The organism is Lentzea sp. NPDC036949 (genome assembly GCF_055608075.1).
On sequence record NZ_JBVJRA010000002.1, the window covers coordinates 143,964 to 166,780 of the forward strand.

Annotated in this window: 20 protein-coding genes; 9 read left to right on the forward strand and 11 right to left on the reverse strand. The window is 72.2% G+C overall.

Features of this window, described 5'->3' with window-relative positions; translation table 11 throughout:
- Positions 1-29 precede the first annotated feature (29 nt).
- Positions 30-590 (forward strand): CGNR zinc finger domain-containing protein, encoded by a 561-nt coding sequence (locus ACZ7CD_RS06790; RefSeq protein WP_360384178.1) that lies wholly within the window; start codon positions 30-32, stop codon positions 588-590.
- A gap of 3 nt (positions 591-593) precedes the next feature.
- Here ACZ7CD_RS06790 and ACZ7CD_RS06795 read toward each other — a convergent pair whose 3' ends face one another.
- The 3 genes from ACZ7CD_RS06795 to ACZ7CD_RS06805 all read right to left on the reverse strand — a co-directional run bounded on the left by ACZ7CD_RS06795 (position 594) and on the right by ACZ7CD_RS06805 (position 3,039).
- Entirely contained in the window at positions 594-1,694 is a 1,101-nt protein-coding gene (locus tag ACZ7CD_RS06795; protein WP_470378458.1) for an amidohydrolase family protein, read from the reverse strand.
- Position 1,695: 1 nt separating this feature from the next.
- Entirely contained in the window at positions 1,696-2,184 is a 489-nt protein-coding gene (locus ACZ7CD_RS06800) for a MarR family winged helix-turn-helix transcriptional regulator (protein WP_470378459.1), read from the reverse strand.
- 66 nt (positions 2,185-2,250) lie between these two features.
- Positions 2,251-3,039: an SDR family NAD(P)-dependent oxidoreductase gene (locus ACZ7CD_RS06805; RefSeq protein ID WP_470378460.1), complete on the reverse strand. Its 789-nt coding sequence runs from the start codon at positions 3,037-3,039 to the stop codon at positions 2,251-2,253.
- Positions 3,040-3,150: 111 nt separating this feature from the next.
- Between ACZ7CD_RS06805 and ACZ7CD_RS06810 the strand changes: the two genes are divergently transcribed.
- Together ACZ7CD_RS06810 and ACZ7CD_RS06815 are read left to right on the forward strand one after the other, a co-directional pair.
- Positions 3,151-3,738, forward strand: coding sequence for a TetR/AcrR family transcriptional regulator (locus tag ACZ7CD_RS06810; RefSeq protein WP_360384170.1), 588 nt, complete (start codon positions 3,151-3,153; stop codon positions 3,736-3,738).
- 297 nt (positions 3,739-4,035) lie between these two features.
- Positions 4,036-5,148: a carboxylate-amine ligase gene (locus ACZ7CD_RS06815; RefSeq protein ID WP_470378461.1), complete on the forward strand. Its 1,113-nt coding sequence runs from the start codon at positions 4,036-4,038 to the stop codon at positions 5,146-5,148.
- 35 nt (positions 5,149-5,183) lie between these two features.
- Here the strand turns inward: ACZ7CD_RS06815 and ACZ7CD_RS06820 are convergent, their stop codons facing one another.
- The gene (locus tag ACZ7CD_RS06820) at positions 5,184-5,621 is read right to left on the reverse strand and encodes an Lrp/AsnC family transcriptional regulator (RefSeq protein WP_360384166.1); all 438 of its coding nucleotides are present in this window, start codon (positions 5,619-5,621) and stop codon (positions 5,184-5,186) included.
- Between the two features lie 106 nt (positions 5,622-5,727).
- Here ACZ7CD_RS06820 and ACZ7CD_RS06825 point away from each other — a divergent pair, with 106 nt between their 5' ends.
- Positions 5,728-6,996: an ArgE/DapE family deacylase gene (locus tag ACZ7CD_RS06825; RefSeq protein ID WP_470378462.1), complete on the forward strand. Its 1,269-nt coding sequence runs from the start codon at positions 5,728-5,730 to the stop codon at positions 6,994-6,996.
- A gap of 24 nt (positions 6,997-7,020) precedes the next feature.
- On the opposite strand, the gene ACZ7CD_RS06830 is transcribed toward ACZ7CD_RS06825, so the two are convergent.
- The gene (locus tag ACZ7CD_RS06830; protein WP_360384162.1) at positions 7,021-7,770 is read right to left on the reverse strand and encodes a GH12 family glycosyl hydrolase domain-containing protein; all 750 of its coding nucleotides are present in this window, start codon (positions 7,768-7,770) and stop codon (positions 7,021-7,023) included.
- A 266-nt stretch (positions 7,771-8,036) separates the two neighbouring features.
- Here ACZ7CD_RS06830 and ACZ7CD_RS06835 point away from each other — a divergent pair, with 266 nt between their 5' ends.
- Positions 8,037-9,689, forward strand: a complete 1,653-nt coding sequence (locus ACZ7CD_RS06835) for a molybdopterin-dependent oxidoreductase (protein WP_470378463.1) — start codon at positions 8,037-8,039, stop codon at positions 9,687-9,689.
- A gap of 100 nt (positions 9,690-9,789) precedes the next feature.
- Here the strand turns inward: ACZ7CD_RS06835 and ACZ7CD_RS06840 are convergent, their stop codons facing one another.
- From ACZ7CD_RS06840 to ACZ7CD_RS06850, 3 genes are all read right to left on the reverse strand, one after another.
- The gene (locus ACZ7CD_RS06840; RefSeq protein WP_360384158.1) at positions 9,790-12,108 is read right to left on the reverse strand and encodes a DUF7617 domain-containing protein; all 2,319 of its coding nucleotides are present in this window, start codon (positions 12,106-12,108) and stop codon (positions 9,790-9,792) included.
- Between the two features lie 275 nt (positions 12,109-12,383).
- Positions 12,384-13,514, reverse strand: a complete 1,131-nt coding sequence (locus ACZ7CD_RS06845; RefSeq protein WP_470378722.1) for a BMP family lipoprotein — start codon at positions 13,512-13,514, stop codon at positions 12,384-12,386.
- Positions 13,515-13,646: 132 nt separating this feature from the next.
- A complete protein-coding gene (locus tag ACZ7CD_RS06850) occupies positions 13,647-14,204 on the reverse strand; it encodes a TetR/AcrR family transcriptional regulator (RefSeq protein WP_470369064.1) in 558 nt (185 codons plus the stop codon).
- A 99-nt stretch (positions 14,205-14,303) separates the two neighbouring features.
- On the opposite strand from ACZ7CD_RS06850, the gene ACZ7CD_RS06855 reads away from it, so the two are divergent.
- Entirely contained in the window at positions 14,304-15,185 is an 882-nt protein-coding gene (locus ACZ7CD_RS06855) for an NmrA/HSCARG family protein (RefSeq protein WP_360384154.1), read from the forward strand.
- 85 nt (positions 15,186-15,270) lie between these two features.
- Positions 15,271-16,002, forward strand: coding sequence for a hypothetical protein (locus tag ACZ7CD_RS06860; protein WP_470378464.1), 732 nt, complete (start codon positions 15,271-15,273; stop codon positions 16,000-16,002).
- Between the two features lie 6 nt (positions 16,003-16,008).
- Here the strand turns inward: ACZ7CD_RS06860 and ACZ7CD_RS06865 are convergent, their stop codons facing one another.
- Positions 16,009-16,605 (reverse strand): hypothetical protein, encoded by a 597-nt coding sequence (locus tag ACZ7CD_RS06865; RefSeq protein ID WP_470378465.1) that lies wholly within the window; start codon positions 16,603-16,605, stop codon positions 16,009-16,011.
- Entirely contained in the window at positions 16,584-17,867 is a 1,284-nt protein-coding gene (locus tag ACZ7CD_RS06870; protein ID WP_470378466.1) for a YncE family protein, read from the reverse strand. Before ACZ7CD_RS06870 ends, ACZ7CD_RS06865 begins: the two co-directional genes overlap by 22 nt.
- 217 nt (positions 17,868-18,084) lie before the next feature.
- On the opposite strand from ACZ7CD_RS06870, the gene ACZ7CD_RS06875 reads away from it, so the two are divergent.
- Positions 18,085-18,729, forward strand: a complete 645-nt coding sequence (locus ACZ7CD_RS06875) for a TetR/AcrR family transcriptional regulator (RefSeq protein WP_470378467.1) — start codon at positions 18,085-18,087, stop codon at positions 18,727-18,729.
- Positions 18,730-18,862: 133 nt separating this feature from the next.
- Entirely contained in the window at positions 18,863-19,960 is a 1,098-nt protein-coding gene (locus ACZ7CD_RS06880; RefSeq protein WP_470374113.1) for a ricin-type beta-trefoil lectin domain protein, read from the forward strand.
- 42 nt (positions 19,961-20,002) lie between these two features.
- On the opposite strand, the gene ACZ7CD_RS06885 is transcribed toward ACZ7CD_RS06880, so the two are convergent.
- A complete protein-coding gene (locus ACZ7CD_RS06885; protein WP_470378468.1) occupies positions 20,003-22,762 on the reverse strand; it encodes a sensor domain-containing protein in 2,760 nt (919 codons plus the stop codon).
- Between the last annotated feature and the right edge of the window lie 55 nt (positions 22,763-22,817).

Sequence of the window (22,817 nt, forward strand, 5' to 3'; positions counted from 1 at the left end):
CGCTAAGCCGCTTCGGGTAAGGAGTCAATTTGCGTTTTGCCCCTGACACGGAGGTGTCGCTCGCCTTCGTCGTGGACCTGTGCAACACCGACCCGTCGGCGTCCCGCAGCGGTGCCGACGAGCTGGCCACGGTCGAGCAGCTCTCGGAGCTGGTGACCCGCGTCGGGTTCACCGGCCGCATCGACCGCGACGAGGCCGAGCTGCGCGAGGTGCAGGAGGCGCGGGCGCAGCTGCGGCACGCGTGGACGCTCAGCCGTGACGACGCCGTCGAGGTCGTCAACAAGATGCTGCGCGACGCCAAGGCGCTGCCTCACCTCGTGCGGCACGACACGCAGGACTGGCACATGCACGCCACCGAACCCGGCTCGCCGCTCGCGGAACGGATCCGCGTGGAGGCCGCGCTCGCCCTCATCGACGTGATCCGGATGGACGAGGTGGACCGGCTGCGGATCTGCGCGGCCGACGACTGCGCCGGTCTGCTGCTCGACCTGTCGCGCAACGGGCTCAAGCGGTTCTGCAGCGTGCGGTGCGGCAACCGGATGAACATGATCGCCTTCCGGGAGCGCCGCGCGCAGGAGGGGCGGGAGTAGGGGTCAGCGCGGCACGGCGACCCCGCGCTTCCACACCCCGGTGATCTCGCGGGTGGCGCTGATGTCCCGCGTGGGATCGCGGGCGACCAGCAGGAGGTCCGCGCGTTTGCCCGTGGCGATGACCCCGCGGTCGTGCAGGCCGAACGTGGTCGCGGCCCGGGAGGTCGCGGCCGCGAGCGCGTCGGCCGGGGTGAGCCCGGCGGACACCAGCAGGGCGAGCTCCTCGTGGACCGCGCTGCCGTGGGCGACCCGGGCGGGCGAGCTCGGGTCGGCGTTCGCGTCCGTGCCGAGGACGATCGGCACCCCGGCGGTGTGCAGGGCGGTGGTCGAGGCGACGGTCTGGCCGAAGTGCAGCGACTTCGGCTTGAACGGCACGCGGAGGTTCTCCAGGACCGTTCGCATCATGACCATCGTGGGGGACACGGCCGTTCCCGCGGCGGCGATCCGGCCGGCCAGGTCGGCGGGGAGCGCGGCGCTGACGGGGGCGTGCGTGATGACGTCGGCCCCGGCGGCGAGCGCGGTGGCGTAGGCCTGCGGTGAGGCGGCGTGGACGACCACCTTCTTCCCGGCGCGGTGGGCCTCCGCGACGAGGGCGGTGACGGTGTCCTGGCTGAGCGGCCTCGGCTGGAACGGCAGCAGCCGCTCCTCCAGCACGACCTTCAGGTAGTCCGGGTCCTGCCGCAGGCGTTCCGCCACCCAGCGGGCGGCGTCGAAGGGGCCGCGCACCGCCGTGGAGGCCGGGAAACCCATCTTGCGCACGGCGGTGCCGCGCACGGCGCACGCCGGGTGGGAGACGCCGCGGACGTCGGCTCGGGTGTCGGACTCGGTGTCGCGCAACGACCTCAGGTCGTCCCACAGCTTCGACCCCATGTCGAGCGCGGTGGTGACGCCCCAGTGCAGCGCGGTGGTGAGCTCGTCGGCGTGTCCGATGTGGACGTGCGTGTCGATCAGGCCGGGCAGCAGGTAGCCGCCCCGTCCGTCGACGAGCTCGCCACCACCGGTGCTTCCGGTGACCACGCCGTTGTCGACGGTCACCGAACCGAGCGGGCCGAAGGTGTGCGCCGCGGTGAACGGGTGGATGTTGGTGATCGTGAACCGGGACATGTCATGCCTCCGTCGCCGCGAGCAGGGCCGTGAGCGCGGCCACGGCGGCCCGCACGTCGGCGGGGTCCGCCTTGCCGACCAGCTCGTGCTGGGCGGCGACGACCGCGCGGACGACCTCCTCGGCCAGTTCGGTGCCCTGCCGGGTCAACGCGATGCGCTTGCTGCGGCCGTCCGTCGCGTCCGAGGCCGGAACGGTGAGCCCGCGCCGTTCCAGCGACCGCAGCACGTTGCTCAGACCGCCGGTCGTGAGCAGCAGCCGCGCCGACAGCTCCGACGGCTTCAGCGTCGGGCGGTCCGCTGTCAGGAGCGTGCCGAGCACGTCGTACTCGGCACGGCTCAGGTCGAACCGGCTCAGCACGGCGACCGTGACGCGGTCCGTGAGCGCGTGCAGCCGTGCCACCCGCTTGGTGAGCTCGATCGTCTGCGCCGGCAGCTCCGGGGCGTGGCGCTGCCACCACTCCACCACCCCGCCCACCAGGTCCGTCTCCACGTGTCCTCCTCGACCAGTTGCCTTTCAATATAGCTTTATATAAAGGCAACTGGTCGAGGCGGGGTGTCAGGCGGTCTTCAGCTGCCCGCCGTGGACGGCCCAGTTCGACCCGACGGCGCTCGGCATGGTCGGCGACGACAGCAGCACGACCGCGCGGGCGATCTCGCTCGGGTCGATCAGGTCGCCGGTGACCATGCCCAGCTGCTCGGGCAGGCCCTGGAAGAACGCGTCGCGCTCGACGCCGAGGTGCTCGGCGATCCCGGCCGCGTACCCGTCGTCGCCGACCAGCAGGTCGGTGCGGGTGGCGCCGGGCGTCACGGCGTTGATCCGCACGCCCATCCGGCCCGTTGCCTCGGCCAGGCCGCGGGTGAACGCGTTGAGCGCCGCCTTGGCCGCGGCGTAGGGCAGCGGTGCGGTGTGCGGGTCGCGGGCGCTGCTGGAACTGATGTTCACGACCGCGCCGCGCGACTTCGCGAGTGCGGGCAGTGCGGCCCGCGTCGCGCGCACGGCCGCGTTGAGGTTCAACGCGAACACAGTCGCCCAGGCGTCGTCGTCGCCGCTGAACGGGTCCTCGAACATGCCCTCCGCCCGGTCGCCGCCGCCGGCGTTGTTGACCAGCACGTCGAGCCGCGGGGCGCGGGCGAGCACGGCCTCGACGAGCCGGACAGGGCCGTCTGGGGTGGACAGGTCGGCGGGGACGAACACGGCGCCGGTGGCGGCGAGGTCCGGGGTCTCGCGCCGGGCCGTTGCCACGACGGACGCCCCTTCGGCGATGAAGGCGCGCACGACGGCGAGCCCGATGCCCTTGCTCGCGCCGGTGACGAGCACGCGCTTGCCTTCGAGCTGCAGGTCCATGACGTGGGTCCTCTCTGTGGTGATCCCTTTCAAGTGATACACACCTGTTGCACTTAGCGCAACAACTGCGACAGTGCCGTATCGTTTGTGGCTGACGAGAGGGGCAGGCACATGAGCACGTCCACGGGGGCGCGACGACTGCGGGCCGACGCGGAGAACAACACCGCGCGGATCCTCGCGGCGGCCGCGGAGGTCCTGGCCGCCGATCCGGCGGCGTCGCTGGAACGCATCGGTGAGGCCGCGGGGCTCACGCGCGCCACCGTCCACCGCCGGTTCGCCTCCCGCCAGGCGTTGCTCGACGCGTTGACCGACCAGCTCAACCAGCGCTACCTCAGCGCGCTCGACCAGTCCAGGATGGACACCGCCGCGCCGCTCGTGGTGTTCCTGCGGCTCACCGAGATCCTCTTCGAGCTCAAGGTGAGCCACCGGTTCGCGATGGAGCTGATGGGCCAGTCGGACGGCTGCCGGGACGGCCTGAGCCCGGAGGTCGCGGCCGGGCTCGAACAGGTCTTCGCCCGGCTGCGCGCGGCGGGCGACATCACCGCCACCGGTGCCGACTGGTGTCGGCAGGTGTTCCTGGCGCTGGTGCACGAGGTGAACCGGCTGCCTGACGACGCACCGGACCTCGTGGCGGCTGGTTCACGCCCGCAACTGCTCGTGCAAGCCGTAACCGGCGCGTTGGGCGGCACCCCTCGCTAGCCAGGTTCGCCCTCCGCCCGCCCGGCTGCCTCAGGACTGGTTCAGCAGACGGCGAACCGGTTGGTGGTGGTCAGCGGCGATTTGATCATGGGTTGGCGGTACTTGCAGATGCTGTCAGCAGCAGGGGAGGGGATGGCGGGCTGACTTGGCGTGACCGGTTGCACCGAACGGGGGTCATCCGGCGGTTTTCGCGATGGCCCGGGAGGGTATTCGGCCGCTGGTCGCTGCGGGTCTGCCGCGCGGCCGTTTCACGAGCGCGGGACGGGTGAGCCAGTGGAGAAGCCGCCATCGGAGCGGATGTGGAGTCCGACAGTCGGTGTGGAGGAGGAGTTCCTGCTCGTCGACCCGGAGACCGGTGTGCCGGTGAACCGGGCAGAAGAGGTCGTCGCGATCGCACGCGAGCAGCACGGCCTCGAGCTGGAGCACGAGCTGACCGGCGCGCAGGTCGAGATCAACACCTCTGTCTGCCGCGACGTGGAACAAGCGCGCGACGAGCTGCTGGAGACACGCCGCAAGGTCGCCGCCGCCGCACGGGCGGCCGGGTGCCGGGCCGTGTCCGTCGGCGCGCCACCGCTGGGTGACGGCACGGGAGAGATCACCGACAGCGCGCGCTACCTCCGGATCGCCGAGCAGTTCGGGGTGCTGGCCGAGCAGCAGCTGATCTGCGGCTGCCACGTGCACGTCGCCGTGCCGGACAAGGAAACCGCCGTGCAGGTGTGCAACCACGTGCGGCCCTACCTGCCGGTGCTGGCCGCGCTCACCGCGAACTCACCGTTCTCCGGCGGCGAGGACACCGGGTTCGCGAGCTGGCGCACCACCGTGTGGTCGCGGTGGCCGGTCTCCGGCCCGCCGCCGTTCTTCCCCGCGTTGCAGGACTACGAGGACGCGTGCGAGGCGGTGATCGAGGCGGGCACGGCACTGGACCGGGCGATGGTCTACTGGGACGTCCGCCCCGCCACCGATCTGCCGACGGTCGAGGTGCGCGTCGCCGACGTCGCCGTGACCGTGGACGACGCGGCACTGCTCGCGGCGCTCGTCCGCGCGCTGGTGGCCAGGGCCGTGGTGGACGTCGGCCGCGGGGTGACCGCCGAACCGGTGCCGCTGGAGACGTTGCAGCAGGCGTGCTGGCGCGCGGCCAAGGACGGTTACGACGGCAGCACGACGGACGTGCTGTCCGGCGAGCTGGTTCCGGTGCGCGACCAGCTCACCGCGCTGGTGCGGGACCTGACGCCGATCTTCGAGGCGAACGGTGACCTGCCCGTCGTGCAACGGGGTCTGCGGCTGCTGGAGGAGCAGGGTTGCGGTGCGGATCGGCAGCGCCGGGTCTTCCGCGACGGTGACGTGCAGGAGCTGCTGGCTCTGGTCGACGTCGACGCCGCCGACCGCGATGCCGCGAAACCCGTTGGCTGACCGGGTCAGCACTGCCGGCCGGCCGCGGGACGGAGTCACAACCGCGGCCGGCTGAGCAGCCTGGAGAGCACGATCGTGCTCTCCGTCCGGTCCACCGGAGCGGTGGCGCGCACCCGCTGGATGGCCTGCTCCAGGTGCGGGATGTCCCGCGCCAGCAGGTAGAGGAGCGCGTCCGCTGCGCCGGAGACCGTGCAGGCCTCGACGACCTCGGGGATGCCGTCCAGCGCGCGCAGCAGCTCGGCCGGGGTCGGGTTGCCGGTGCAGTACACCTCGACATACGCCTCGGTGTGCCAGGCCAGGGCCTGCGGGTCGACGAGCGCGGTGAAGCCGCGGATGGCACCGGAGTCCACCAGCCGGTCGAGGCGGCGCTTCGCGGCGGACGGGGACAGGCCCGCCTCCTTGCCGATCTGGGCGTAGGTGGCGCGGGCGTTGCGCACCACGCAGCGGATGATCGCCTCGTCGATGGTGTCCATGGCGCAATAATCCGGCAACGGGGCCGGAAGATTGCAAAGAACCGGGGCCAGTTCGGCGAAGATGATGATTGTTTGCGCGCCAAGATCGAACCTACTGTCACGGCTCGTGAACCTGAGCAACGTGGAAGCGGCCGCACTGGCCGCCGTGGACGAGACGGCGATCGGCCGGACGCTGGTGGAGCTGCTCGCGGTGCCGAGCATCACCGGCAGCGCGGCGGAGTCCGAGCTGCAGCACCTGCTGGCGCGCCGGCTGGAACACCTGGACCTCGACGTCGACCTGTGGTCGATGGACCTGGCGGAGCTGAGATCCGACCCGCTGTTCCCCGGCGGCGAGGCCCCGCGCGACGAGGCGTGGGGCCTCGCCGCCACCACCCGGCCGCGTGGCGACGGGCCGACGCTCGTGCTGCAGGGCCACGTCGACGTCGTCCCTCCCGGCGACCTGGCCCAGTGGGAGGGCGACCCGTTCCAGCCGCGCGTCGCGGGCGACGTGGTGCACGGGCGCGGTGCGTGCGACATGAAGGCCGGTCTCGTCGTGGTCCTCGCCGCGCTGGCGGCGATCCGGTCGTCGGGGGCGCGGCTGCGGGGAACGCTGGCTGCGCACTTCGTCGTCAGCGAGGAGGACGGCGGGCTCGGGGCGTTCGGCACGTTGCGGCGCGGCCACACCGGCGACGCCTGCGTCATCACCGAACCGACCGGCGGCGTGCTGATGACCGCGAACGCCGGTGCGCTCACGTTCCGCGTCGAGGTACCGGGCAAGGCCACGCACGGCAGCACCCGTTACGCCGGGATGAGCGCCATCGACGCCTACCTGCCGATCCACCACGCGCTGGCGCGGCTGGAGGCCCGGCGCAACGAGGACGCCGACCCGCTGATGGCCGAGTACCCGGTCCCGTACCCGTTGTCCGTCGGCACGGTGCGGGCGGGCGACTGGGCGAGCAGCGTGCCCGACCTGCTGGTGGCGGAGGGGCGGCTGGGCGTCCGCCTCGGCGAGGACCCGGCGCTGGCGCGCGCCGAGCTGGAGCAGTGCGTGGCGGAGGCCTGCGCCGCGGACCCGTGGCTGCGCTCCCACCCGGCCACCGTCACGTGGCCCGGCGGTCAGTTCGCCAGCGGCCGGTTGGCGGCGGGCCACCCGCTGGCCGCCCTGGTGGGCGCCGCGCACGCGGACGTGACCGGCAGCGCCCGCCCCGCGGAACGTGGTGCCCCGTACGGCAGCGACCTGCGGCTCTACGCCGCGGCGGGCATCCCGACGCTGCAGTACGGGCCGGGCGACGTGCGCCTCGCCCACGGCCCGCGCGAGCAGGTCGGCGTGGCCGAGGTCGTCACCGCCACCCGTGCGCTGGTGCTGGCCGCGCTGCGCGCGGTCGGCTGCGAGTAGCCGCCGCGCGCAGCGGTGGCCGGCTCAGCCGCTGACCGAGGCGGAGAAGTTGCCGACCGCGAGGCCGACACCGCCGTTCCACGGTTCGAACCCGGCCTGGATGCTGGTCAGGTACCAGGAGCTGGTGATCGCACCGCGGTTGCGCACGTCGTTGATGAAGTCCATGACGTTGAACGACCACGAGCTGATCGCCGACGGGGCGACGTACGAGATCACGTTGTTCGACCCGTTGCTGCCGCGCCACACCTGCCAGCTCCGGCCGCCGATGTTCGTCGTGCCGACGGCGCTGCCGATGGGCTGGATCGAGCCCTGGCGGTTGAACCAGATCATGATCTCCATCTGGTTCACGCCGTTGGTCTTCGGCGTGGGGTCGAGCCAGATGTCGTACGAGGCGTTGTACGTGCCGCCGGCGAACCGGTAGTCGATCGACGACGTGGCACTGCGGATGCGGCTGACCTGCATCGGCAGCGTCGAACCGGGGGAGCAGTTGGTGTAGTGGCACCCGAGGAACACCGACGGGTACGACACCGGCGCCCCGTTGGTCGGGCTGGAGCCTTGCTGGGAGGTGATCTGGAAACCGGACGACGTGACGTTGATGCACTGCTGCGCGGACGTGCCCCACCGGTTGTTCTGGACCACGTAACGGCCCTGGATGGTGGTCGACCCGTACTGGTCGCAGATCGTCACATCGGCCTGTGCCGGTCCCGCTGTCGCAACGACCGTGCTTGCGACCAGCAGGGCGGCAGCGGCGAAAGAACGAACGGCCCTTCGCATGAAGACTCCTCTCGCAGGTCTGGGAGCGCTCCCAGATTACCGGAGTGTCAACAGCCGGTCACACGATGTGCTGACGCGGGCCTCGGAGGCGAACCGCGGCGGGCCCGTCGTGCGGACGTCGGGTGCGCGGATCCGCCAGATGCGGTTCAGCCGGTTCGGGACGGCGCCGCGCCCGTGCGCCCCGCCTCGCCCACCGCGGGGCGGGGCGAACGGGGCCCATCGGGTGACAGACCAAGCCGCACGGCTGCCCGCTGCGAACCACCCGTGTGAAGGCAACCCGAACCGTCCTGATCGGGCTGGTCTCCGTGGTGGCGGCGCTGGCCGCCGGACACCTCGTGGCCGCGCTCGTGAACCCGCTGGCCTCGCCGTTCCTCGCGGTCGGCAACACCGCCATCGACCTGACGCCGCACCCGGTCAAGGACTTCGCCATCCGCACGTTCGGCGAGAACGACAAGCTGGTGCTCCTGGCCGGCATGGCGGTCGTCCTGGCCGCCATCGGCGTGGTGGCGGGCCTGCTGTCGCGGCGCAGCCCGTGGCCCGGCGTGGGGATCGCCGTGCTGCTCGGCCTGCTGGGCATCGCCGCCGTGGTGGCCCGGCCGACGACGACACCGCTGTCCGTGCTCGCGCCGGTGACCAGCCTCGTCGTCGGGGCGGTCGCGTTCCGCTGGCTGTACTCGCGTGCGGCCGGGGCGGGGGCGACGTCCGCTGCTGGGACGGGGGCACCGGACGCGACGCCTGCGAGCACCCCGGACCCGGCGCCCGCGCAGCCTGCGGCCACGCCGGACCCGGCGCCCGCGCAGCCCGCGACCACCCCGGACCCGGCGCCCGCGCGGCCCGCGGCCACGCCGGACCGGCGCCGGTTCCTGCTCTCCACGGCCGGTGTGGCGGTGGGCGCGGGCATCGCCGCGTCCGCAGGGCAGTTCCTCATCGGGCGGGTCGACGTGGAGTCGTCGCGGCGCGCGATCCGGTTGCAGCCGGGGGTGAAGGCGCCGGAGATCCCGTTCAACGCCGACTTCGCCCGCGAGGGCACGCCGACGTTCATCACGCCCAACGACGAGTTCTACCGCGTGGACACCGCTCTCACCGTGCCGAAGCTGCGCGCGGAGGACTGGCGGCTGCGCCTGCACGGCATGGTGGACAACGAGATGGTCCTCACCTACGACGACCTGCTGCGCCGCCCGCTGGTCGAGAAGACGATCACCCTGGTGTGCGTCTCGAACGAGGTCGGCGGCCCGTACATCTCGACGTCGAACTTCATCGGTGTGTCACTGCCGGACCTGCTGCGCGAGGCGGGGGTCCGGCCCGGCGCTGACCAGCTGGCGACCCGCAGCGTGGACGGCTGGACCTGCGGCACGCCGGTCGCGTCGATCATGGCGCCGGGCAGCGGTGCGTTGCTGGCGATCGGGATGAACGGCGAACCGCTGCCGGTGGAGCGCGGGTTCCCCGTCCGGATGGTCGTGCCCGGTCTCTACGGGTACGTCTCCGCGACGAAGTGGCTGGTCGACGCCGAGCTCACGACGTTCGACGCGTTCGACCCGTACTGGGCGCAACGCGGGTGGGCCAAGAAGGCGCCGGTGAAGCCGATGTCGCGGGTGGACCGTCCCAAGCCGTTCGAACGGGTCCCGCCCGGCCGGTTCGTCGCGGCGGGGGTGGCCTGGGCCCAGCACACCGGCATCGACAAGGTCGAGGTCCGCGTCGACGGGGGACCGTGGCAGCAGGCGACCCTCGCCACCGAGGTCAACATCGACACGTGGCGGATGTGGCGGATCGAGCTCGACCTGCCGGAGGGCGGCCACACCGTCGAATGCCGGGCCACCGACCGCACCGGGTACACGCAGACCAACGACCGCGCCGCCCCGGTCCCCGACGGTGCCACCGGGTGGCACTCGATCGTCTTCTCGGCGGTGGCGCAGTCGTAGTCCCGGTGAACGGGTGGTGCCGGAAATGCCTGCCTCACAGGCATTTCCGGCACCCGGACGTCAGCCGGGGAGGTGTTCGGCACCGCGATCCGCGGCCACCTCAGCTCAGCAGGCAGAGCAGCGAGCAGGCCTTCGCCGAGGACCAGTCGCTGTACAGCCGCGTGCCGTTCACCGGCGTGTACTTCGCCTTCGCCTTGTTGGTCAAGGGGAACAGCGACAGCAGCGCGTACGTCGAGCAGTGGACCTGCTTCGACTGACCCGGCTGCAACGTGAACGGTCCGGTCTGGCAGGACGGTTCCACGTCGTCCACCACGTACGCGTCCGTGATCGGGATCGGGCCGTTGTTGGTCACGGTGATGCGCCAGTAGGCCGTCGCGTTCAACAGCCCGAGCACGCCCACGGGTGCCTCCTTCAGCCACGGTCCCGAACCGCCCGCCGTGCAGTGCGCCAGCGTGTGCGAACCGCAGATCTCCTTGTTCACCACCACGTTCGGCAGGCACGCCGGGCCGGGCGCGATCTGCCGGGTCACGGTGTTGGACGAGAACGAGCCGGTCGCGTCGGTGCCGCCGGCCGTGTTGGCGACCGACGTGACGGTGCACTCCGCGGCGATCGTGGTGCGGAAGCACACCTGCGGTGCGTCACCGGTGAACTCCACGACCAGCGCCGGCTGGTTGCCGCCACCGAAGTCCGCCGCGTTGTTCAGCACGAGCGAGGCCGTGACCGTGACCGACGTGGCCGTCACGCCGCTGAGGTCCACGGTGCCGTCCGGTGCGAAACCCGGTGTGGCGACCGGGTTGCCGTCCTGGTCGACGACCTTCGCGCTGGACGCCGCGAAGTTCACGTTCGCCGGGGTCACGCCCGCCAGGCGCGCCCTGGTGTACGCGACCGGGTGCGCTTTGCCGTCGCAGTAGAACTGCGCCGGGGTGAGCGACACGGAGGCGCCGCTGCGAACGCAGGGCGACGCCCCCGTGTCAGGATCCATCGAGAACAGCACACCCGCGTCGCCCAGCCCGATCAGGCAGCCGGTGGGGGTGTCGTAGGCGTACCCGTAGTCCCTCGTGTCACCGCCGTTGACCGTCGGGTGCGGGATGCGCGCCGGCATCCCGGCGCACGACGTGCCGGTGCTCCAGTCGTGGCAGACCGTCGCGCCGAGGTACGGGCCGCGCCAGATGCCGAGGTAGCTGCGCACCCGGTTGCCGGTGCGGATCACCTCCGGGTTGAACACGATCACGCCGTTCTCCAGCCCGGTCGGACCGGCCGGAGCGGCCAGCGGCGACCCGTCGACGGCGTAGCAGACCGTGGTGTTCACCCCGGTCGTGCTGGAACACGCGCCGACCTCCGCACCCGTTGAGCTGTAAGCGGTGTAGGCGTTGTAGGTGTAGTTGCCGGAGGAACCGACCGGTTTCGCGGTCGCCCAGCCCGTGCACGCGGTGGTGGTGGCGGGGTCGAAGCAGCCGAGCACGGGAACGGTGCCTGCGGGCTGTGACGACGACGCGAACACCTTGCCCGCGGCGACGGTCAGCGCGCCCAGGTAGTAGCCGCCGCTGTTGCTCGGCGGCACGACCGGCGCGTAGGGCTGACCGGCGCACGCGCTCTGCGTGGCGACCGTCCAGCACACCACCTGACCGGACGTCGCGACGCCGTAGAGGTTCCCGCCGACCTGCACGAGCCCGGCCATCTCGAAGACCTGTGCGGACCGCGCCGCGAGCGGCCAGTACCCGCAGTTGCCGGGTGCCGCGAGGTCGAGGCAGCCGACGCCGATCGAGGTCGCGGTCGTGGCCGAGTAGTAGACCCGCGCCGGGTTCGCCTCGTCGCGGACGTACTGCGGTTCCAGCGGGCTGCCGATGTCACCGGTGGCACCCGTGCCGAACGGGCCGGGTGCCGTGTTGAGCGGCCGCGGCCACGGACCGCCGGGGCAGGGCGAGTTGGTGGTGAGGTCGGTGCACACGAGCTTCGGGTTGGCGGGCGCCAGGTGGTGGTAGACGTTCCACGACTGCAGCCGCCCGTCCGGCGTGCGGTGCAGGATCGGCGTGAAACCGTCGCCGCCGGTGGCGTTGGCGCTCGCCTGCACCGGTGGCGTGAGCAGGCTGGAGAGAGCGGTGCCACCGTTGCGCACGTTCGGGTTCGTGGCGGTGACCGGGTTGCCCTCGGTGCCGGTCCAGCCGGGGGGAACGCGCAGCGAACCGGGCACGAGGGCCTGGCCGGCTCCGATCGGGTCGGTGATGGTGGCGGCACCGTCCGCGCCGCCGGCGTAGGACACGACCCAGGTCGCGGTGTCGCCGTGCGCCGCGGGGTCGGACACGCCCTGGACGGTCTTCGTGAGGGTGGAGGCGAGCGGCTGGGCGACCGCGGTGGTGGCGGTGAGCGCGCTTCCGGCGAGCACGGCCGCGAGCAGCGTTGCCGGCAATCGTCTTCGCACGGGCGGATCCCTTCTGCGGTGGGATGTTCCCCGGTCCGGGAACAGACCGCAGACGCTAGGGAGACCGGCGCGGCAGGGCACTCCCCGTCACCCGCGTGCGCGGGACGTCCGCCCCAACAGCTCAGCGGGTCGGGTGGAAAACATCTGACCGGGAATGCGATTCCACTCCGGCGGCGACTCGGGGATCACCTGATCGCCGCCGAAGTGCCCATCGGGCACCCTCCCATCGGGGCACCGGTCAGGTGACGTGTGCCCCGGGAACGGGTGCGCCGCGGTCAGGGCTGCTGCGCCACCTTGATCTTGCCCTCGACGATCTGCGCCTTGTACGCCTCCAGGACGCCCTTGAGCTTCTCGTCGACCTTCCCGCCCGACGTCGCGTAGCCCATGCCGTCGACCTTGAGGTCGAAGACCTTCGGCAGTGACGCGAGGTCGTTCTTCGCGGCGGCGCGGTAGAAGTCGTACACCGCCACGTCCACGCGCTTGAGGCTGGACGCGACGATCACGTCCCGGTTGGCGGCCAGCGCGGGCTGGTTGTACTGGTCGGCGTCGCAGCCGACGGCGAGGACACCCGCCTGCTTCACCGCGGCGAAGACACCGATGCCGGAGGCGCCCGCGGCGGGGTAGAGGACGTCGGCGCCCTTGTCGATCAGGCCCTTCGCGACCTCCTGGCCCTTCGGCGGGTCCTGGAAGCCGGTGAAGTCGCCGGCCGGGGTGATGTACTTCTTGTCCAGCTTGACCTTCGGGGCCGCGGTGCGCGCGCCCTGGGCGTAGCCGGCCTCGAACTTCTGGATCAGCGGGATGTCGACACCGCCGACGAAGCCCACGTGGCAGTTCTTGCTCTGGTACGCGGCCACGACGCCGGCCAGGAACGCGCCCTCCTGCTCGGCGAACACGAGCGGCGTGACGTTGGGGGCGCCCTCGACGGCCGAGTCGACCAGGCCGAAGCGGACGTTCGGGAACTCCGGGGCCACGACCTTCAGCGACTCGGTGTAGGCGAAGCCGACGCCGACGATCGGGTTGAAGCCCTCGCTCGCGAGCTGGCGCAGGCGGGTCTGCTTGGCGGTCTCGTCCTCGTTGGGCGCGGCGGAGAGCTCGCGGGTGTTCTCCTCCTTCACCCCGAGGTCCTTGATCGCCTGGTCGAAGCCGAGGGCGGCGAGGTCGTTGAACGACGCGTCGCCGCGGCCGCCGATGTCGTAGGCCAGGCCGATCTTGAGCGCGCTGCCGTCGACCTTCTCGCTGTTCTTCGCGCTGGTGCTCGCCGCGGGGGGTGCGGTGGGCGGGGTGGCGAGCTCGCAGGCCGCGCCGGTGGACGTCGACGCGGTGCCGCCGCCCCCGGAGTCCTTCGCGCAGGCGCTCACCACCATCAGGCTGGTCAACGCGATCGCGGCAACGGCGGTGCCACGCATACGACGGCGCACGGCTCGTCTCCTCACTGCTCGGCGAACGCACCCCGATGGCGGTACCGGGGGCACAGCGACGGACGCTACCTCGCCTCCCGATCGTTCCGGGTGAACGCTCACCTGCTGGGACCACCCCGCTCAGCGGGAGGGGCCGATCCCCGCCACGGCGAGCGCGAACAACCGGTGCGCCGCGGCGGCCGGGTCCTGGTGCCCCTCGGTGGCCATCGCGATCCCCACGACCAACGTCACCAGCTCGACGACCGTGACGTCCCGCGCAACCGCGCCGTCCTCGATCGCCTTGCGCAGCAACGGTTCCGCCGCCTCCTCCAGGGCTCCCGCGCACGAGTTGCCGTGCACCGGGTCGCCCTCGTAGGCCAGTGCCGTGGCGAGTCCGCGTGCGGTGACGCAGTACGCCACCACCTCGGTCAGCCACGCGAGCAGCGCGTCCCTGCTGTCACCGGTCCCCGTCAGCTCGCGGGCGCGGTCGCACAGTGCCTGGACCCGGTGCCACGACACGGCTTCCAGCAGCGCCTGGCGGGTGGGGAAGTGGCGGCGCACGGTCGCCGAACCGACGCCGGCGACGCGGGCGATCTGCTCCAGCGACGCGCTCGCGCCGTGGGCGGCGACCTCTCGCTCGGCCACGGCGAGGATCCGCTCGTGGTTGCGCCGGGCGTCGGCGCGCTGGTTCTCGACCATGGGAACCTCGTGCTTGCGTAAACGGCGGGGGCCGCCATATCGTAGCCGAGCGATAAACGGCGGACCCCGCCGTTTACGTTCTCGCTGTTGAGGAGTGTCATGTCCGCACCAGTTCTGGTGACAGGAGCCACCGGCAAGCAGGGCGGCGCCGCCGTCCGTGCGTTGACCGCGGCGGGTGTTCCGGTGCGCGCGCTCGTCCGCGACCCGGACGCCGATCGTGCCAAGGCACTGGGGGTCGAGCTCGTGGCCGGCGACCTGGACGACCGCGAGTCGCTGTCCCGTGCCGCCAAGGGCGTCCGCGCGGTGTTCTCCGTGCAGATGGCCGCGCTGACCGAGCGGGGGTTCGACTTCGCGGGCGAGCTCGCGCAGGCGGTCACCCTGATGGAGGTCGCACGGGAGCAGGGCGTCCGGCAGTTCATCCAGACCACGGTGGACGGTGCTGACCGGGAGGTCGTCGACGAGCGCTACCCGATCAGGGCCGCGGCGATGACCACCAAGGCCGCCGTCCAGGACCGGTTGCGCGCGGCCGGGTTCGAGCGCTGGACGCTGCTCAAGCCCGGCTTCTTCATGGAGAACTTCCTGCCGTCGTCGGCGTTCCTGTTCCCGCGCGGCGTCGAGGGCGGCCTGGTCAGCATGGTCAAGCCCGCGACCCGGCTGTCGCTGGTCGCCGTGCGGGACATCGGCACGGCGGTGACCGCGGCCGTCGCGGACCCGCAGCGGTTCGACCGGGTGGAGCTGGAGCTCGCGAGCGACCACCTGTCGATGACCGAGATCGCCGCGGTCCTCTCGGAGGTGCTCGGCCGGGAGCTGGCCGCGCCGGACCTGACGCAGGAGCAGGCGTTCGCCGCCGGGATGCCGGAGATGGGGGCCGGTCACGACCGGTTGAACGAGACTCCGATGGTGGGCCGTCCCGAGTTCGCCCGGGAGCTGGGGCTGCCGCTCACGAGTTTCGCCGAGTGGGCGCGGCAGGAGTTGCGCTGACGGAAGTGGACCAGTGGCGGAAGTCCTTTTCTGTCACTGAATTGTCCATTCGCCGGCACCGCCGGTCGCACTACCATCGAATGCCGTGAAGGTGCGTTGGTGGAGCCGCAGCCGGCCGCAGGTCTCGTTGCCCGGCCGCTCCCCGGTCCGGTGGCTCGTCACGGCGTGTGGTCTGGGCATCCTGGTCGTGGCGCTCGTCAGTGGTGCGGAGCCCTACCGGCAGACGCGCGAGTTCCGCGACGTCGCGGCGTGCGAACAGGGCGCGGGCGGGTGCTTCGAGACCGAGCGGGGTTCGATCGCCGACCGGCGCACTTACACCACGACGTCGACCCAGACCGACGCCAACGGTCACTCGACCACCACGACCACCACCCACTTCGAGGTCACCTGGCAGCGGGCCGACGGTTCCCGGCGGGCCCGCGACGTGCCGTCCGACTTCTACTCCAAGGCCCGCGAGGGCGACGCGGCCGAGCTGCGGCTGTGGCGCGGCGAGGTGGTCGGCGTGCAGGTGACGGGCGCGGAGGCCTGGTTCCTGCCCACGTCCGGCTCGACCCTGCGCTGGTGGCTGCACTTGGGCTTCCTCGGCCTGGGTGTGCTGCTGTGGGGGTTGTTCCTCGGGTGGTGGGACGGACTGTTCATGCTGGCGTTCCGCACGTTCGCCTGGATGTTCCTGAGCTTCGTGCCCGTGTCCGCGACGACCCACGCACTGGCGTACGGCTGGCCCGGCGGCTGGGGACTCGTGGGCGAGCTCGCAATGGCCGGGGTGTTCACGGCCATCGCGGGCGGGATGCTCTACACCTCGCTGGACGGGTGGTGAGAGCGGTCAGGTGCAGGCCGGGAACAACCGGCGGGTGCCGGGACCGGTGTGGGCGGCGCGGTCGGTGAACCGGCAGCCGAACGCGGCGGCGGCGACGGTGCCGCGGTCACCCACCGCGTCACCGGCCGGTCGCGTGCCCCGGCCTGCCCACGCCACGAGGTCGTCCCACGCCGTGCCGACCTCGGCCGGCGAGAACTCGCAGTGGTCCACGGTCCGGATCGCCCGCTGCACCAGCCACCGCGACCGGCCGTTGCGGGCGACGTCCGCGCGGTAGTCCTGCTCCATCGAGAACGGCACGAACAGGTCGCCCAGACCGTGCAGCGAGATCACCGGCGCACCGGGCCTGCCGGTGATCCGCGGCACCTCGGTGAGCGCGGGGGACAGGCGCGAGCGCCAGTCCCGCGGCGCGACCCGCTGCACCGCCCGCTCACCGCCACCCAGCAGACGCTGGGCAACGGCAGCGGGCCGAACCTCGTGGTCGCCACCGCACCGGCCGGGTCGTCGTCGCAGGCCGCGCTGGCGCTGCTCGCCCAACTGAAGGCGGCGAGCAGCACGCCGGACCGCGCGTCCCGGCCGCGTCGTCAGCGGGTCGGACCCGTCCACCCGGCGGTGATGCGGGCGATGCGGACGCGCTGCGGGTGGTCGCCGACCGGCACCGAGACGATCTTCTGCCCGGAGGCGAAGTCGATCGCGGTGATCTGGTCGGAGCCGCTCTCGGAGATCACGCACGCGCGGCCGTCCCCGCTGACCGTGGCCCAGTAGGGCTTGGCGGCGGTGACGAGCGGGCCCTGGTCGAGCGTCGCGCGGTCGACCACCGCGGCGTAGTCGTCCATCGTCCCGGCGACGCAGAGCTTGCTGCCGTCGGGGCTCATGGACAGGCCGTGGTGGCGCGAGTCGTTGACGAACGTCTTGCGGTCGTCGCTCGTGTTCGGGTTCTTCGGCAGCGTCTTCACGCGGGTGACCCGGTCGGTGGCCACGTCGTACTCCACGAAGCCGTTGAAGAACGACACCTGGAAGTACAGCTTCTGCTGGTCCGGGCTGAACACCGCGGGCCGCACCGAGTTCGACAGGTCGCCGCGGCCGAACGCGTCGAGCCGGGCGCGCATGTCGATCGTCTTGACGGTCTGGAACGTGGTCGTGTCGACCACGGTGATGTGCCGGTCGCCCTTCAGCCAGTCCTGGTCCGGGGCGTCGAAGTCGTTGTTGACCTCGCCGATCGACATGTTCCAGAGGTAGCGGCCACCGTTGGTGAAGACGTTCTCGTGCGGCTTGTCGCCGGTGCGGAACGAGCCGAGCTGGCGGCCGGTGTCGATGTCCAGCACGTGCACGGTGTTGGAGGTCGACGCCGACACCGCGACCCTGGTGCCGTCGGGGGAGACGGCCATGTGGTCGGAGCGGAAGCCCGACACCGGGAACCGCCACCTGACCCGGCCGGTGGCGAGCTCGATCGAGACGACGTCGGCGAAGCTCGGGCGGGAGACGACCATGGCCGTGCCGTCGGGCGTGGCGTACATGTCGTCCACGAACTGGTCGTGGCCCTCGCCCGGTCCCTGCCGGATGCCGAGGAAGAACGCGAGCTTGATCGGGTTGAGGTAGATCTCGGTGAGCCGCTGGGTCTTGTCGGGGATCACGTTGAGGCGACCGATCCTCGCGAAGTCGCCGGTGGACTTGACGACGTCGGCGGTGCCGTCCCAGTTGTTGCCGACGAACATCACCTCGCGCAGGTCGGGGGCAGCGCCCGCGGCGGCGACCGGCGTGGTGACGCAAGCGGCGAGAACGGTCACCGCGGCGGCGACGCGGGTGACGCGGCGCGTGAGAGCGCTCCCGGAAAGGGCTTTCCGTGCAGGGTCGGAACTGGCGGTCATCGCTTCTCCGAGTGAAGTCGGTGCCCCGGGAGGGGCGGGAACGCGGGCGGGCTCCGCGGCCGGGACGAGGTTCGCAGGGTCTCGGAGGGGAACTCACCCCGTGGGAAGATCTGAAATCGGCCGAGTTCAGATCTTGCTACTGGATAGTAGGGTCGGAGTGACGCCGACCACAAGACCCGCGGGGCGCAACCGCCGCGGGCCAGTCGACGGAGGTGCCGTGGCAGGCAGGATCACCCCGGCGGAGGGGCGCTACGGCGGCAAGGACGCGGCGCAGCGCCGGGAAGAGCGGCGCGAGCGGTTCCGGCAGGCCGGTCTGGAGATGTTCGGCGCGGGGCCCGGTTACCGGGGCACCCGGCTCGGTGACCTGTGCAAGGCGGCGGGGCTGTCCAGCCGCCAGTTCTACGAGGAGTTCCGCACCCTGGAGGACCTGCTCGCCGACCTGCACCTGCACGTCAACGACGTGGCGGCGGGCGCGGTCGCCGAGGCCCTCCCGCGGCTGCTGCACCTGAGCATGGCCGAGTTCCTGCCGCTGGCCGTGCGCGCCTACGTGAAGGGCGCGTGCGCCGACCTGCGGCACGCCCGCATCGCCTACGTCGAGGTGGTCGGCGTCAGCCCGCGGATGGACCGCCAGCGGCTCGAACGGCGCGCGCTGTGGGTGGAGCTGATCGACCGGCTGGCGGGGGAGGCCGTGGCGCGCGGCGAGATCCCGCCCGGCAACCACCGCACCACGGCCGCGGCCATCATCGGTGCCGTCAACGGGCTCATGCACGACTGGGTCGTCGGGTGGGTCGACGCGACGCTGGACGAGGTCGCCGACGAGCTGGCCCAGATGGTGCTGGGCCGGTACCGGGTCGCCAGATGATGTGAGCGCTCACAGCACCACGTCGAGGATGTCGAATCGATTCGATGGTGACGGGCCCGCGTTCTTGACGTGGCCCGGCGCGGCTCTGCAATGTTAACGCTCACTTAACGTTGTGCTGCGAGGGGAGAACGCGATGCCGAGGAAGTCCTGGCAGGCCGTCTGGGCGGCTGCCGCGGTGGTCGCCGCCGCGCTGCTGCCCGCCACACCGGCGGTCGCCGAGTCCAACGGCGGCACGCGGGTGATGCCGCTGGGCGACTCGATCACCGAGGGCACCCAGGTGCCCGGCGGCTACCGGATCGGGCTCTGGCAGCGGTTCGGCGGCGGTGGGTACCGGGTGGACTTCGTCGGCTCGCAGTTCAACGGCCCCGCCTCGCTGGGCGACCACGACCACCAGGGGCACCCCGGCTGGCGCATCGACCAGATCGACGCGAACATCACCGGCTGGCTGCGCAACACGACCCCGCGCACCGTGCTGCTGCACATCGGCACCAACGACGTGCTCCAGAACTACAACGTCGCCGGCGCACCCGGCCGCCTGTCGGCGCTGGTCGACCGGATCACCGCGACCGTGCCGAACGCCGACGTGTTCGTCGCGACGATCATCCCGCTGGCCAACCAGTCGCAGGAGGCGGCGGCGCGCTCGTTCAACGCCACGATCCCCGGCATGGTGCAGAGCAAGGTGAACGCGGGCAAGAAGGTGCACCTCGTGGACATGCACGCCGCCCTCACCACCGGCGACCTGATCGACGGCGTCCACCCGACCGCGACCGGCTACGACAAGATGGCCGCCACCTGGTACTCCGCGCTGCGGGCCGTGCCGGGCGCCATCGGCGACCCCGTGGCCGCGGGCAAGCGGCTGGTGGGCGTGCCCTCGGGCCGGTGCGCGGACGTGCCGGGGTCGAGCACGGCGAACGGTGCCCAGGCGCAGCTGTGGGACTGCCACGGCGGCGCCAACCAGGGCTGGACGTACACCGCGGGCAAGCAGCTGGTCGGGTACGGCTCCAAGTGCCTCGACGCCTACGGCTGGGGCACCACCAACGGCACGAAGGTCGTGACCTGGGACTGCTCCGGCGGCGCGAACCAGCAGTGGAACGTCAACGCCGACGGGACCATCACCAACGCGGCGTCGAACCTGTGCCTGGACGCCTCCGGCCGGGCCACGGCCAACGGGACGCTGCTGGTGCTGTGGTCGTGCTCGGGGCAGCCGAACCAGCAGTGGCGGCTCGGGTAGCCGCTGCGGGGCGGGTCGCGGCCGGACGGCTCCGGCCGCGGCTCACAGGTCGGCCAGCGGCACCGGCCGGCCCAGCAGGAACCCCTGCGCCTGGTCGCAGCCCAGCTCCCGCAGCACGTCGAGCTGCTCGGTCTGCTCCACCCCTTCCGCGATGACGCTCAGGTCGACCGCGTGGGCCATGGCGATGATGCTCGTGACGATCGCCTCGGCCTCCGCGGACCGGCCCAGGCCCGACGTGAACGACCGGTCGATCTTGAGCGTGTCCAGCGGCAGGGTGAGCAGCTGGGCGAGCGAGGAGTAGCCGGTGCCGAAGTCGTCGATCGCGAGCCGCACGCCCAGGTCGCGCAGCGCCGACAGGGTGCGGGCGGCCAGTGCGGGATCGCGCATCAGGGCGCTCTCGGTGATCTCCAGGCAGAGCGACTCCGGGGGCAGGCCCGCCTCGTGGGTGGCGTGCCGGATGGCCGAGACGAGCCACGGGTCGTCGAGCTGGCGGGCCGACAGGTTCACGGTGAGCTGCAGGTGCGGGGCCAGCACGGCGAGCTCGCGGGTCGCGGTGTGCAGCATGTGCGCGCCGATGATGTTGATCAGGTCGCTCTCCTCGGCGAGCGTGATGAACTCGCCGGGGGAGATGAGGCCGTAGCGGGGGTGCGTCCAGCGCAGCAGGCCCTCCACGGCCGTGCGGCGGCCCGTGGCGACGTCGATGATCGGCTGGTAGGCGAGCCACAGCTGGTCGCTCAGCGGCGCGCGGCGCAGGTCTTGCTCCAGCTGCAGCCGGCGCTGGATGCGGTCGCGCAGCTCCACGTCGAAGAACGCGATGCGGCCGCGGCCGTCGGTCTTCGCCCGGTACATGGCGAGGTCGGCGTCGCGCAGCAGGTCGGCGCCGTCGCGGGCGTCGCTCGGGTCGGCCAGCACGATGCCCACGCTCGCGTCGACGTGCAGCTGCCGGCCCTGCACGGTGATCGGCCGGTTGAGCTCGGCGCGCACGTGGCCGGCCAGTGCGTGCGCCTCCTCGGGGCCGGTCACGCCGTAGGCGATGACGGTGAACTCGTCGCCGCCGAGCCTGCCCACCACGTCACCCCGGCGGGAGCTGCGGCTCAGCCGCGTGCCGACGACCCGCAGCACCTCGTCGCCTGCGCTGTGGCCCAGCGAGTCGTTGATGACCTTGAACTTGTCCAGGTCGATGAACAGCACCGCGGTGAGCCCCGAGCGGTGCGCCCGCGCGGCCGGGCTGAGCCGGTTGATCGTCACCGTGCGGTTGCACAGGCCGGTCAGCGCGTCGTGCGTCGCCTCGTGCTCCAGCCTGCTGTCCATCAGGCGGCGCTCGGTGATGTCGGTGAACGACACGACCGTCGCCGACGGCAGCCGGCCGTCCTGGTTGAGCGCGCGGGCGCTCAGCGACAGCCAGACGCGGGTGCCGTCCGGCCGCAGCGCGCGCAGGATGCGGCCGTGCTGCGAACGGCCCGTCGCCCTGGTGATCGCGGACGGGAACTGGTCCACCGGCACCGGACGGCCCGCCTCGTCGTGCAGCTCGGTCAGCGACGCCGCCTGACCGATGGCGTCCTGCGCGCGCACGCCGAGAATCCGTTCGGCCGCCGGGTTGACCGACTCGACCAGGCCGGTCGGGCCGACCACCAGCACGCCCTCCTCGATCGCGGCGACCACGGCCGTGAAGTGGCGCTCGGCCCGGCGGCGCGCGGTCTCGTCGGCGCAGATCAGCACGTAGCCGTCGGCCATCCGCGCCACGGACACCCGCACCGCCAGCGCCTCGCCGTCGGAGCGGTGGTGCTCCGCCTGGGCCACGCCACCCGCCTCCAGCACGGCGGCCGGGTACAGCGCGGCGCCGACCACGGCGCCGATGGGCTGGCCGATCGCATCGGCCGCGCGGTGCCCGTAGACGTGCTCGGCGCTGGGGTTCCAGCTGGTCACGACGCCGTCCGCGGTGGTGGCGATCAACGCGTCGCTGACGTGCGCGACGAGCGCGGCCTGGTAGGTCAGCGCCGCGGCGGCCGCCTTCTGCTCGGTGACGTCCCGCATGATCACCTGGAACGCCGGCCGGCCCTCCCAGGTCGTGCGCACCGACACCGACTCGACGTCCAGGGTGCCGCCGCCGCGCCGCAGCAGCACGGCGTCCGCGGGGTCGCTGGTCGCGCCCGGCACGGTCAGCTTCTCGATCCGCCGCAGCATGTCGGACTGCGAGTCCGGGTGGACGAAGTCGGTGATCGGCCGCCCGAGCAGGTCGCCCTCGGACTGCGCCCGGACGAACCGGACCGCTGTCGGGTTCGCGTACACGAGCACACCGGCCTCGTGCACCACGATCGCGTCCGGCGACAGGTCCACCAGCAGCCGGTAGCGGTCGGCGAGGTCGGCCAGCTCCTGCTGCTGGGCGTGCCGCCGGGTCACGTCCGCGGCGACGCCGACCAGCGCCCGCTCACCACCGCGGGCCGAGACGCGGGCGTGGAACAGCAGCCAGCGCCGGCCGCCGGGGGTCTCCAGCGGCTGCTCCAGCTCGAACTCCTGCCACGCCGAGGCCGCCCGCGCCGCCACGGTCAGCGGCGCGACGAGCTCGGTCAGCCGGGCGCGCACGGCGTCGGCGTCCGCACCGGGCAGGCCGAGCACCGAGTCGAGGCCCGCCGTCCAGCCGAACCGGTCGGTGCCCAGGTCCAGCCACCACGCCACGGCGGCACCGACCGAGAGCGCGAGGTCGGCCAGCAGCTCGTGGTCGAACTCGGCGTCGCCGGTCAGGCCGCTCACGTCGTCGCTCCCAGATCCGATCGTCCCCCGGACTCGCGGTGGCGTGGCCATCGTGAAGTCCTACTACACACCGTGCCAGAGCCGCACCCGTCTGGCGTGAACACGG